Annotated in this window: 13 protein-coding genes; 10 read left to right on the top strand and 3 right to left on the bottom strand. The window is 71.6% G+C overall.

From position 1 onward, the window contains the following. Positions 1-53: 53 nt before the first annotated feature. Both G401_RS43670 and G401_RS0105400 read right to left on the bottom strand, forming a co-directional pair. Entirely contained in the window at positions 54-860 is an 807-nt protein-coding gene (locus tag G401_RS43670; RefSeq protein WP_051366188.1) for a MazG nucleotide pyrophosphohydrolase domain-containing protein, read from the bottom strand. Beyond that, on the bottom strand, positions 860-1,558 hold the full coding sequence (locus G401_RS0105400; RefSeq protein WP_034590851.1) for a peptidylprolyl isomerase: 699 nt from the start codon (positions 1,556-1,558) through the stop codon (positions 860-862). Before G401_RS0105400 ends, G401_RS43670 begins: the two co-directional genes overlap by 1 nt. A 194-nt stretch (positions 1,559-1,752) precedes the next feature. Between G401_RS0105400 and G401_RS43665 the strand changes: the two genes are divergently transcribed. Both G401_RS43665 and G401_RS0105390 read left to right on the top strand, forming a co-directional pair. After that, entirely contained in the window at positions 1,753-2,847 is a 1,095-nt protein-coding gene (locus tag G401_RS43665; RefSeq protein WP_211240686.1) for a hypothetical protein, read from the top strand. Between the two features lie 38 nt (positions 2,848-2,885). Further along, positions 2,886-4,472 carry a DUF885 domain-containing protein gene (locus G401_RS0105390; RefSeq protein WP_027341692.1) on the top strand — a complete coding sequence of 529 codons (1,587 nt, stop codon included), beginning with the start codon at positions 2,886-2,888 and terminating at the stop codon, positions 4,470-4,472. Positions 4,473-4,478: 6 nt separating this feature from the next. Here the strand turns inward: G401_RS0105390 and G401_RS0105385 are convergent, their stop codons facing one another. Beyond that, complete coding sequence (locus G401_RS0105385; protein WP_157545362.1) at positions 4,479-5,108, bottom strand: hypothetical protein; 630 nt, start codon at positions 5,106-5,108, stop codon at positions 4,479-4,481. A 333-nt stretch (positions 5,109-5,441) separates the two neighbouring features. On the opposite strand from G401_RS0105385, the gene eno reads away from it, so the two are divergent. The 8 genes from eno to G401_RS0105345 all read left to right on the top strand — a co-directional run bounded on the left by eno (position 5,442) and on the right by G401_RS0105345 (position 12,327). Then, a complete protein-coding gene (gene eno / locus G401_RS0105380) occupies positions 5,442-6,722 on the top strand; it encodes a phosphopyruvate hydratase (protein ID WP_027341690.1) in 1,281 nt (426 codons plus the stop codon). An 87-nt stretch (positions 6,723-6,809) separates the two neighbouring features. Beyond that, on the top strand, positions 6,810-7,355 hold the full coding sequence (locus G401_RS43660; RefSeq protein ID WP_034590850.1) for an FtsB family cell division protein: 546 nt from the start codon (positions 6,810-6,812) through the stop codon (positions 7,353-7,355). Between the two features lie 7 nt (positions 7,356-7,362). Continuing rightward, positions 7,363-7,878: a DUF501 domain-containing protein gene (locus G401_RS0105370; protein WP_027341689.1), complete on the top strand. Its 516-nt coding sequence runs from the start codon at positions 7,363-7,365 to the stop codon at positions 7,876-7,878. Position 7,879: 1 nt separating this feature from the next. Continuing rightward, positions 7,880-8,386, top strand: a complete 507-nt coding sequence (locus G401_RS0105365) for an amino-acid N-acetyltransferase (RefSeq protein ID WP_211240694.1) — start codon at positions 7,880-7,882, stop codon at positions 8,384-8,386. Further along, on the top strand, positions 8,383-9,297 hold the full coding sequence (locus tag G401_RS0105360; protein WP_027341687.1) for a Ppx/GppA phosphatase family protein: 915 nt from the start codon (positions 8,383-8,385) through the stop codon (positions 9,295-9,297). The genes G401_RS0105365 and G401_RS0105360 overlap by 4 nt, the downstream gene beginning before the upstream one ends. 80 nt (positions 9,298-9,377) lie before the next feature. Continuing rightward, complete coding sequence (locus G401_RS0105355; protein WP_027341686.1) at positions 9,378-10,625, top strand: MFS transporter; 1,248 nt, start codon at positions 9,378-9,380, stop codon at positions 10,623-10,625. 144 nt (positions 10,626-10,769) lie between these two features. Next, positions 10,770-11,450, top strand: coding sequence for a dienelactone hydrolase family protein (locus G401_RS0105350; RefSeq protein ID WP_027341685.1), 681 nt, complete (start codon positions 10,770-10,772; stop codon positions 11,448-11,450). Positions 11,451-11,625: 175 nt separating this feature from the next. Continuing rightward, on the top strand, positions 11,626-12,327 hold the full coding sequence (locus G401_RS0105345) for a uracil-DNA glycosylase (RefSeq protein ID WP_027341684.1): 702 nt from the start codon (positions 11,626-11,628) through the stop codon (positions 12,325-12,327). Position 12,328 lies beyond the last annotated feature (1 nt).

The following is a 12,328-nucleotide window of genomic DNA, read 5'->3' as shown; positions in this document are numbered from 1 at the left end:
GGGTGATTTCCCTGATCCAAACCGGATCTTGGGGGCCCCGCCGTGATCGTCGGTCAGGAGAGGGAGCCGAGGGCTTCGCGGAGCGCCGCGACGCCGTCCTCGTCCTTGGCCGCGGCGGCGAGCGTCGCCAGCGCCCGGGCCAGCGAACTCGTGTGCCGCTTCGGGCCCTCGGCCGCCTTGGCCGCGTTCCAGTTGACGATGATCTCGTCGATGTCGTCGGTCGCCCGGCCGGGCTCGAAGATGTGCGGGTTGCGGCGGATCATCTTGGCCACGTACTCGCCGGCCACGTCGTCGACGGTCCAGCGCTCGTCCTCGGCGCGCTCCTCGGCGATCCGCGCGTGCAGCAGGACCTGCAGCAGCACGTCGCCCATCTCGCCGCGCAGCGCGTCGAGGTCGCCCGCGAGGATCGCGTCGTACGCCTCGTAAGCCTCCTCCAGGAGGTACCTCGCCAGCGTTTCGTGGGTCTGCACGCGTCGCCACGCGTCCTCGACGTGCAGCCGGTCCGTCACCGCCACCGCGTCCAGCAGCCGGGCGCCGGGCGGGTCCCACGACCCGTACACCAGCTCCAGCTCGGCGAGCTGCGGGTTCGCGGCCAGCTTCAGGCCGATCTCCCGCGCCAGCCGCTCGTCGCCGTCCGGCGCGGCGAGCCACACGACCGCCTCGTCCAGCGCCGCGAGCAGCGCGTCCGCGGTCGGGGCCGGCATGATCTCCACGTCGCCCCCGGCCGCGCGGATCGCCGCCGTCTGCGCGCCTTCCACCCTGCTTTTCACCGGGTACGCGCGGACGAGATCCCAGGCCTGCGCGGACAGCACGCCGGCCGGGATCCGAGGCGAGGTGACCAGGAGGACGACGCGGGGCATCAGCTCTGCGGCTCGATAGGCGCGGCCGACGGGGCCTCTCCCGGCCCGTCGGTGACCGCTCCGTTGGGCGCCTGGCCCAGCGGCACGTAGATGATCGGCTTGCCGCTCTGCCCCTGGAGGATCGGGAAGGTCAGCTGGCGGTACCGCGGGTTGACCGAGACGTCGGTGGCGGCCTGGGCGAACGCGTCGCGCTCGGCCATCGCGCCGCGTACCTGGGCGGTGTCGATCTGGTCGCCGACGCTGGCCACGGTCGAGCCGGGCGGGAAGATGCCGTCGGCGATCGCCGCCTGCAGCACCTCCTGCTTCTGCTCCGCGGTCAGCGGGGTGCTCGACGCGGGGAAGCCGCTCAGGCAGCTGTAGGTCTTGTCGAACATCTTCACCGCGGGAGCGCCCTGCGTGACGCCGAGCGACTGGGCGATGCTGGCCGTGTCGATCTGCTGCGACGAGAACTTCTTCGCCGACTGCAGCTGGCCGCACAGCTCGCCCAGGACCAGCGCCTGCACGACGTCCTGGCGGGTCAGCGGGGTCTTCGGCGCTTCCTTCACCGTGGCGTCGTAGATGTCGCTGACCTGGCTCTCGGTGATCTGCGTGTCGCCCACGTAGGCCGCGACGGTCGGCGAGGTCCGGCACCCGGCCAGCGCGAACACGGCGACGCCGGCGAGGGCGACGGCGGACAGCAGACGGCGATGGGATCGCACGGCATCCTCCAGCAGATGTGTACCGGTTTCATCGGTCAGTACCGGGGCCGATGGTCTCACGGCGGTGATCTCAGGGATAAGTGGGGGACGCCGACGGCTACCGTGCGGGCGTGTCGCACGGCAGAATTCCGTCAACCACGTCCCGAGTTCAGGGGCGTACCGACGAGACGAGTGAAGCCGTGACGATCTTGACGTTGCCTCCCACCGACTGGGCTCGCATCGCCCGGTCCGGCCCGACCGAGGAGCAGCGGCCGGCCACCACGGCGGCGGTCTTCCGGCTCTGGCTGCTCGCGTTCGTCCTCAAGATGCTCGGCTCCACCTGGGACATGTCCTGGCACTTCAAGTGGCTGCGCGACGACTTCGCCCCGCCGCACCTGCTCAACACCGCCGGCACCGTGCTCGCCGTCGCGCTGGTGATCTTCCAGTGGCGTACCGGGTTCGGGCTGGACCGGCTGGCGCGCAACCTGATGGTGAGCGGCACCGGGACGTTCCTCATCGCCATCCCGATCGACGTGCTCAACCACCGGATCAACGGGCTGGACATCACCGCCTGGTCCTACAGCCACGCGCTGCTGTACATCGGCACCGCCCTCATGATCCTCGGGGTCGCCCGCAGCTTCTGGATCAGTACGCCGGCGTCCCGGCTGCGTACCGTCGGGCTGAGCCTGGCCTGGTTCTTCTTCCTGGAGAACGTGCTCTTCCCCGACCAGCACCAGGAGTACGGAACCCTCGGCTTCCAGGCCTACCTCGACGGCCACCCGTACGCCGAGCCGAGCCTGCTCAAGTTCGCGGCGGACCAGATTGGCCGGCCGGTCGACACGGCCGCGATCCACAACTTCACGCTGCCCGTCGCCGACTGGGTCTACCCGGGCTGGATCGTCGCGGTGGCCATGCTGGCTCTCGTGGCGGCCCGCGCGTTCGTCGGCGCCCGGTGGACGGCGACGTTGATCGGGGTCGGCTACGTCGCGTACCGCTGCGTGGTCTGGGGTGTGCTCGTGGCCTTCCACTTCCCGCCCTCGGCAGTGCCGTTCGCGCTGGTGGCGGGGGCTGTGATGGTGGATCTGGCGTTCGTGGCCGGCGCGGTGCTGGGCGCCGACCGCACGGTGCCGGGGCGCGTGGTGGTCGCGGTGCTGGGCGCGCTTGCGGTGGCCGCGGCCTACGGCGGCGGCCTCTGGCTGCAGTCGCACCTGGCGGCGCCGCCCTCGGACTACGCGGTGCTGCCGCTCGCGGCGCTGGTGCTGGCGGCGGGCTGGGCCGCGGTCACGGTACGCCGGAAGGCGTCCGCATAGAGCGGGAAACGGAAACCCGTCCGGGATAGGGTCTCCGCATGGAGTTCGCGCCGCTCGCTGAGCACATCGTCGACGCCGTGCTGGAGGCCGATCCGCTGGCCGCTCTCTATGCGGGCGACCACCGCTTCGACGACCGGCTGCCCGACCTGAGCCCGGAAGGGGTCGGCGCCGACGTCACCATGCTGCGGGAGGCCGCCCACGCGCTGTCCCAGGTGGACCCGGACGGGCTCGACCCCGCAGAGCGGGTGGACCACGAGATCCTGACGAGCATCGTGGACCGCGGCATCTTCGAGCGCACGGAGGTCCGCGGTCACGAGTGGAATCCGTTGCGGCACAACCCCGGCGCGCTCCTGCACGCGTTGATCGCCCGGCCGTTCGCGCCGGTCGACGAGCGGCTGACGGCGCTCGCGGGCCGGCTCGCCGCGATCCCGGACTCGCTGGCGACCGCGCGTGCGCTGCTGGACGACTGCACCCAGGTGCACCTCGAGACGGGCGTCGGCCAGTTCCGGGGCACCGCCGACCTGATCCGCTCCCAGGTCCCGCCGCTGGTCGAGCAGGTGCCCGGGCTCGCCCCCGTCGTCACGCCGCTGGCCGAGCGGGCGGTCGCCGAACTGGATTCCTTCGCGGACTGGCTGTCCCGGCAGAAGGGCGTACGCGACCCGCGGCTCGGCCGCAAGCTCTGGGAAGCCCGGCTGTGGCACACGCTGGACACGCACCTGTCGGCCGCCCAGATCATGGACCGGGCGGAGGCCACCCTCGAACGGGTGACGCAGGAGATCACCGAGGCCGCCCGCGCGCTCGGCCACGACTCCGTCCGCGCCGCGCTGCGCGCCCTGTCCGACGAGCACCCGAACGACGAGACGATCGTCGACCTGGCCCGCACGACCATGATGGAGACCACCGAGTTCGTCCGCGAGCACGATCTCGTCTCGCTTGTGGACGATCCCTGCGTGCTGGAGGTCATGCCGGAGTTCGCCCGGGGGGTCGCGGTCGCGTACTGCGACGCGCCCGGTCCGCTGGAGACGGCCGACGTCCCGACGTTCTACTGCATCGCGCCGGCGCCCGCCGACTGGTCGCCGGAGCTCATCGAGTCGTTCTACCGCGAGTACAACGACCACATGATCCGCAACCTCACCGTGCACGAGGCCATGCCGGGCCATTTCCTCCAGCTCGCGCACGCGCGGCGCTACCGCGGTTCGACCCGCGTACGCGCGCTCGGCGCCTCCGGCGTCTTCATCGAGGGCTGGGCCGTGTACGCCGAGGAGGTCATGGCCGACCACGGCTTCGGCGGCCCGGAGATGCGGATGCAGCAGCTCAAGATGCAGCTGCGCTCGACGATCAACGCGCTCATCGACCAGCTGATCCACTGCGAGGGGCTCGGCGAGGCGGACGCGATGGCCCTGATGACCGAGCGCGGCTTCCAGGAGGCGGGCGAGGCGGCCGGCAAGTGGCGGCGGGCCCTGCTCACCTCGACGCAGCTGTCGACCTACTTCGTGGGCTACGCGGAGGTGTCCGCGATCGGCCGCGCCCGCCCGTCGGGTACGCCGTTGCGGGCCTGGCACGACGCCATGCTGGCGCAGGGATCACCGGCCCCGCGCCATCTGCGTACGCTGCTGGACGTCTGAGCGCCGTCAGTCGCCGGTCGGGGACGGCATCGCCGTGGCGAAGCTGTCCTCGGCGACCACCCGGCTGTAGTGGGTCATCGTCATCTCGATCGCCTTGCCGTTGACCGTGCCGGCGAAGCTGCCGAGGACGCCGTCGGTGATGACGCAGACGTCGAACTCGTACCCGGCGCCGTCCTTGACCCCGTTGACGTCGACGCAGGCCGCCGGCTGCCCGGCGATCGTGGAGTCCCGCTGCTGGATGTCCGTACGCAGATCGAGGACCGCCGCCGTCAGCAGCGCGCTGACCTGCTGGGCGGTGACGAGACCGTGCTTGGGCAGGTCGGCGCCGACGGGCTGGCCGGGTCCGGGCGGCGCGGTCGTGGAGCAGGTGACCGGCTTGCCGCCGCAGCTGGTCGTGGCGCCGGTCGTGAGCACGAGCGCCCCCGAGTCCCACCGGTACGCCGTCCGCGCCGGCGCGGCGGTCTGCGCGACGGTCGCCGAGGAGCCGCCGGCGACCTGGTAGCGGGCGGAGTAGGACACCTCGCCGGCGTGGCTCAGCCGGGCGGCGAGGTCGTTGACGAGGTCGGTGCGGTCGATCGCGGGCGGGGCGCCGGAGCCGCAGCCGGTCAGCAGCGCGGCCGCTGAAAGCGCTCCCACCAGGGCGGCGGTCAACCGCACTGATAGCCGCCCATCTGTTCTCTCCCCGTGTCCCACCCGGTCAGACTGGTCCACGCGTTCCGCCGTGTGCAACGTCGTTGTCCGATATCCGGCGTAATGCGAAGTAATCTCGGTCCAATCTTGTCGATCCGGTTCGCGCCGACCACCCGAACCGGGTGGCGTACCCGGCGGGTCCGGCGGGCGGCGTCCGCGAGCCGGGGCAGTCCGGATAGGCTGCCTGTGACTTTCGCACCGCAGAGTCGCGGCTGCAGAAACACGCGGACGGCATCCCGCCCGCGACCGAGCCGAAACCGCGGAACAGGAGCAACGACTGTGGCCACCATCGAAGGATTCGTCGCGCGGGAGATTCTCGACTCGCGGGGCAACCCGACCATCGAGGTCGAGGTCGGCCTCGACGACGGCACCATCGAGCGCGCCGCCGTGCCCTCCGGCGCGTCCACCGGCGCCTTCGAGGCGATCGAGCTGCGCGACGGGGACAAGGCCCGTTACAACGGCAAGGGCGTGCAGAAGGCCGTCGCCAACATCGCCGACAAGATCGTCGACGAGCTGATCGGCTACGAGGCCAGCGAGCAGCGCCTCATCGACGCCAAGATGCTGGAGCTGGACGGCACGCCGGACAAGTCGGTCCTGGGGGCCAACGCCATCCTGGGCGTCTCGCTGGCCATCGCGAAGGCCGCCGCCAAGAGCGCGGAGCTGTCGCTGTTCCGCTACCTGGGCGGCCCGAACGCGCACCTGCTGCCGGTGCCGATGATGAACATCCTCAACGGCGGCGCGCACGCGGACTCGAACGTCGACGTCCAGGAGTTCATGATCGCCCCGATCGGCGCGCCGAGCTTCGCCGAGGCGCTGCGCAGCGGGGCCGAGGTCTACCACGCCCTCAAGTCGGTGCTGAAGAAGAAGGGCCTGAGCACGGGCCTCGGCGACGAGGGCGGCTTCGCGCCGAACCTGCCGACCAACGCCGCCGCGCTGGACCTGATCGCGGAGGCCGTCGCCGCCGCCGGGTACGCCCTGGGCAAGGACATCGTCCTGGCCATGGACGTCGCCGCCACCGAGTTCTACAAGGACGGGTCCTACATCTTCGAGGGCGCCCCGAAGTCCAGCGACGAGATGATCGCGTACTACGCCAAGCTGGCGGAGTCCTACCCGATCGTGTCCATCGAGGACCCGCTGTCCGAGGAGGACTGGGCCGGCTGGACCAGCATGACCCAGCAGCTCGGCAGCAAGATCCAGATCGTCGGCGACGACCTGTTCGTCACCAACCCGACCCGCATCCAGCGCGGCATCGCCGAGGGCGCGGCCAACGCGGTGCTCGTCAAGGTGAACCAGATCGGCTCGCTGACCGAGACGTTCGACGCCGTCGAGCTGGCCCACCGCAACGGGTACCGCTGCATGATGAGCCACCGCTCGGGCGAGACCGAGGACACCACGATCGCGGACCTCGCCGTCGCCACCGGCTGCGGCCAGATCAAGACCGGCGCGCCCGCCCGCTCGGACCGGGTCGCCAAGTACAACCAGCTGCTGCGCATCGAGGAGGAGCTGGACGACGCCGCGCGTTACGCCGGTGCCGCCGCCTTCCCCCGCTTCAAGGGATAAGAAATCCGATAACAGTGCGATCAACGCTCCGGCGCCACCGGCATTTCTGCGTCGCCGGAGCGTTGATCACGCGGTTAAAGTGATGCCATGACGCAGCGCCGGACCCCCAGCGGGCAGGGTCCCGCCCGGCGGTCGGGCGTACGCGACCTGAGCCGGGGCGGCCGTTCCGCGGCCCGTCCGGCCACGGCCCGGCGTGCGGCGGCGGCCGGCAGCGCCGCGCGTACCACGGCGAAGGAAGACCGGCGGCTGACCGGTCGGGCCACCGTCATGCTGGTCGTGCTGGCCACGCTGGCGCTCGCGTACGTGTATCCGCTGCGGGTCTACTTCAACCAGCAGGACCAGATCAAGGCGCTGCAGGCGGCGCAGGAGCGGCAGCGGTCGCACATCGCAGACCTGAAGCTGACCGCCGCGAAGTGGGACGACCCGGAGTACGTGCGGATCCAGGCGCGCCAGCGCCTCTATTATGTACGCCCGGGCGAGGTGCCGCTCGTGCCGATCTGGGCGCCCGAGGGGCTCGCCGGCGACCCGAAGCCGCAGACCGGCCAGGACACCGGCGATCGGCCGTGGTACTCGACCCTGTGGGGCTCGATCGGTGCCGCGGGCGACGCCCAGGGAAAGAACCCGGGCAAGTAGGAGACAGATGAAGCACGATGACGTGCCGGCGCCGGTGCGTACCGAGGCGACCGCCGAGGATCTCGAGGTCGTCGGCCGGCAGCTCGGCCGCCCGCCCCGGGGGACCCGCGCGGTCGCGCATCGCTGCCCCTGCGGCAACCCGGACGTCGTCGAGGTGGCCCCGCGCCTGCCCGACGGCACGCCTTTCCCGACGCTCTACTACCTGACCTGTCCCCGGGCGACGGCGGCGTGCAGCCGGCTGGAGTCCGCCGGGCTGATGAAGGAGCAGCAGGCCCGGCTGGCCGAGGACCCGGAGCTCGCGGACGCGTACCGGCGGGCGCACGAGGACTACCTGAGCCGCCGCGAGGCCGTCGGGCACGTCGAGGAGGTCGCCGGGGTCTCCGCGGGCGGCATGCCCGACCGCGTCAAATGCCTGCACGTCCACCTGGCCCACGCGCTCGCGGCCGGACCGGGCGTGAACCCCTTCGGCGACGAGGTGATCGAGAACGTCGATCCCTGGTGGTCGGGCGGGCCCTGTGTCTGAGGTGCTCGTCCGGCGCGCCCGGACCGCCGACGTCCGGGGGATCCGGGCCCTCGTCGACGTCTACTCGCCGCAACGCCGGCTGCTGAGCAAGGCCACGGTCACGCTCTACGAGGACATCCAGGAGTTCTGGGTCGCCGAGGTCGACGGGCGCGTGGTCGGCTGTGGCGCCATCCACGTCATGTGGGAGGACCTCGCCGAGGTCCGCACGGTCGCCGTCGACCCCGGGTTCCGCGGCCGCAAGATCGGCCACCAGATCGTCGGCGCGCTCCTGGATCAGGCTCGTGAGCTGGGCGTACGCCGGGTCTTCGCGCTCACGTTCGAGATCGCGTTCTTCGCCTCGTTCGGGTTCGTCCCGATCGACGGCGCCCCCGTTCCGTCGGTCGTCTACGAGCAGCTGCTGCGCTCCTACGACGAGGGTGTCGCCGAGTTCCTCGCGCTGGAACGGGTGAAGCCCAACACCCTCGGCAACACCCGGATGCTGCTCATCCTCGAAAAGGGGAGTTCATGAGGCGTGTCGCGGCCATTGACTGCGGTACCAACTCGATCCGCCTGCTCATCGCCGAGCTCGCCGACGACGGCCGCGGCGCCACCGACGTCACCCGCCAGATGCGGATCGTCCGCCTCGGCCAGGGTGTGGACAAGACCGGCCGGTTGAACCCCGACGCGATCGAACGGACCCGGGTGGCGCTCTCGGCGTACGCGTCGGAGATCGAGAAAGCGGAGGTCGACGCGGTCCGGATGGTGGCGACCAGCGCGACCCGCGACGCGGCCAACGCGGCTGACTTCCACGACATGGTACGCGCGACGCTGGGCCACCCGGCGGAGGTCGTGACGGGGGACGAGGAGGCGCGGCTGTCGTTCACGGGAGCGGTGTCGGGCCTGGCGGAGCCGGGGCCGTACCTGGTGGTGGACATCGGCGGCGGCTCGACGGAGTTCGTGCTCGGCTCGACCGAGGTCACGGCCGCCCGCAGCGTGGACATCGGCTGCGTACGCATGACCGAGCGGCACCTGCACAGCGACCCGCCGGAGCTGGCGGAACTGGCCGCGGCGACGGCCGACATCTCGGCGGCCGTCGATCTGGCGCTGAGTACGGTCCCCGGCTCGACGGCCCACACGCTGGTCGGGCTGGCCGGTTCGGTGACCACGGTGACCGCGATCGCCCGTGGCCTGAACGAGTACGACCCGGCGCGCATCCACCACGCGCGGGTGAGCCGCGAGGAGGTCGCGTTCGTGACGGCCGGCCTCGCCGAGATGACCCGTGAGCAGCGCAGCGGGGTCGGCGTCATGCATCCGGGCCGGGTGGACGTGATCGTGGCCGGCGGGCTGATCCTGCGGACGATCATGGAGAAGACCGGGTTCGACTCGGCCCTCGCGTCGGAGCACGACATCCTCGACGGCATCGCGGACTCGCTGGCCTGATCTCCCCGTGATCCAAACGGGATCTTGGAACGGGTGAACTGGCTGGCTGCGTCACTGCGGACGCGGCTAGGGTGCCGTGCATGAGCGCGTTCGCCCCCCTGCGCCACGCACCCTTCCGGTGGCTGCTCCTCGGCCGCATCGTCGACATGATCGGCAACGCGGTCGCCCCCATGGCCCTCGCCTTCGCCGTGCTGGACCTGACCGGCTCGGCCAGCGACCTCGGCCTCGTGGTGGCCGCCCGCTCCGGGACCAACGTACTGTTCGTCCTGGTCGGCGGGGTGATCGCGGACCGGCTCCCGCGCCGGGTCGTGATGATCGCGTCGGCCGTGCTGGCCGCGGCGACCCAGGGCGCCATCGCGGTGCTGCTGTTCAGCGGCCACGCCTCGATCGGGGCGCTGGCCGCCATCGGCACGGTCAACGGCATGGTCGCCGCGTTCGCGCTGCCCGCCTCCGCCGCCCTGGCCGGGCAGGTCGTCCCGGACGAGATCCGCCAGCAGTCCAACGCGCTGCAGCGGCTGGCCACCAGCTTCGTGACGATCGGCGGTACGGCGCTGGGCGGCGTACTGATCGCGGCGGTCGGATCGGCCTGGGGCATCGCGATCGACGCCGCGAGCTTCGCCGTCGCCGGTCTGCTGTTCGCCCTGATCCGGGTGTCCGAGCAGAGTGACCGGGCCCGGCAGGGCGCCAAGATCCTGCACGACCTGCGCGACGGCTGGCGGGTTTTCGTGTCGCGTACCTGGCTGTGGGTCGTGGTCGTCGGGTTCTCGGTGCTCAACATGCTCCTCGTCGGCGGCATCTACGTCCTCGGCCCGGCGATCGCCGACGAGACGTTCGGGCGTACCGGGTGGGGTCTGCTGCTCAGCGCCCAGACGGCCGGATTCGTCCTCGGCGGCCTGCTCGCCCTGCGCCTGCGCGTACGCCGTTTCCTGCTGCTCGGCGTCATCGGCATGCTGGGCGAGGCGCCACTGCTGGTCATGCTCGGAGTCGATCCGGCCCTGCCGATCCTCGTCGGGCTCGCCTTCCTCGGCGGGATCGGCGTCGAGATCTTCAGCGTCGCCTGGGAGACGAGCATGCAGCGACACGTGCCGGCCGACGCGCTGGCGCGGGCGTACTCGTGGGACATCCTGGGCTCGATCATCGCCGTCCCCGTCGGACAGATCGTCGCCGGCCCGGCCGCCCTCGCCTTCGGTACGCGTACCGCCCTGGTGGCCGCCGGCGTGGTCAGCCTGATCGTCGTCGTGGCGATGGCGGTGACGCCGGCCGTGCGTACGCTCGACAACACGCCGGCGGCGACTACCGAGGAGCCGGAACTCGCTCACTCCGTGTAAACATCTCGTTGCGAAACTGGCACGTGAGGACCGCGACTTTTACGTGCGACTTCTTCCCCTGGGTCTGCTCAGCGTGGTTGGCTACGCGCAACGCATCTGCCGGGCGAACAGCCGATGACGCCTGACCGACAGGAGGACCAACCAGTGGGTGAAAAGGTGACCTTCGCGAGCAATGGTGGCACGAGTTCGGGGTACCTGGCGGTGCCGGAATCCGGCACCGGTCCGGCCGTGATCGTTATCCAGGAGTGGTGGGGACTCGTCTCGCACATCACCGGTGTGGCCGACCGCTTCGCGCAGGCGGGCTTCGTGGCGCTCGCCCCCGACTTCTACCACGGTGTCGCCGCCGCCGAGCCGGACGAGGCGCAGCGGCTGCTGATGCAGATGGCGTTGCCGCAGGCCGCCGCCGACCTCGCGGGTGCCGCGGAGTACCTCGCCGGCCGGCCCGAGGTCGACGGCAGGATCGGCACGGTCGGCTTCTGCGCCGGCGGCATGCTGGCGCTCTGGGCGGCCACGGTCGCGCCCTCGATCGTCGCGGTCGCCGCGTACTACCCGGCTCCCTACACCGACAAGCTCACTCCCGACTGGACGGCGTACGCGGGCAAGGCCGCGGTCATCCACTGCTCCGAACAGGACGGGACCTCCACGGCGCCGCACATCCAGTCGGCCGTCAAGGGGATCGGCGACGCCGGCGGCGCGGTGACGGTCTACGACTACCCGGGCACCGACCACGCCTTCTTCAACGACGACCGGCCCGAGCACTTCGATCGCGAGGCGGCGACGCTGTCGTGGGCGCGTACCGTCGACTTCTTCCGCGGCACGCTGTAACGAGACTTCGCACGCCCAGGCACGCCCGCGCGGGTCCGCGCTTCCTTCCGGACCCGCGCGGGTCTTTTCGTCCCGGCCCACCGCCGCCGCGACGCGGAGAACGGCGCCGCGACGGCAAGCACGGCGAAACGGCACCGTGCCCACGGGAAACGCCGGGGACCACTAGGCTGACCGGGTGACCTCCGCCGCCGACCTCGCCGCGCTCGACGCCGAGGTCAGCGAGTGCCGGCGCTGCCCGCGACTGGTCGCCTGGCGGGAACGGGTGGCCGTGGAGAAGCGGGCCGCCTTCCGTGATCAGACCTACTGGGGCCGGCCGGTGCCCGGCTTCGGCGCCGCCGACGCCCGGATCCTGATTCTCGGCCTGGCCCCGGCCGCGCACGGTGGCAACCGCACCGGCCGCATGTTCACCGGTGACCGCAGCGGCGACGTGCTCTACGCCGCGCTGCACCGCGCCGGCCTGGCCAACCAGGCCGAGGCCGTCGCCGCCGACGACGGGCTGCGGCTCGCGTACACCCGGATCACGGCCTCGGTGCGCTGCGCGCCGCCGGAGAACAAGCCCACGCCGCAGGAGCGCGACGCCTGCGCGCCCTTCCTGCGGCGCGAGGTGGCGCTGTTGCGGCCGACGCTGCGGGTGGTCGTCGCGCTCGGCGCCTTCGCGTGGTCGAACTGGTGGCCGGCGCTGGACGCGGTCTACGGCATCGCGCCGCGGCCCCGGCCGGCGTTCGGGCACGGCGTGGTGTGGCAGGGCGGCGGCCCCGCATTGCTTGGCTCGTACCACGTTTCGCAGCAGAACACCTTTACCGGACGGCTGACACCCGCCATGCTGGACGACGTGTTCGTCGAGGCGCGGCGGCTCGCCGGTGTAGGAGGTGCCTGAG

The sequence above is a fragment of the Hamadaea tsunoensis DSM 44101 genome (genome assembly GCF_000428945.1).
Lineage (GTDB): Bacteria > Actinomycetota > Actinomycetes > Mycobacteriales > Micromonosporaceae > Hamadaea > Hamadaea tsunoensis.
This window is presented reverse-complemented; position numbering and strand designations above follow the sequence as displayed.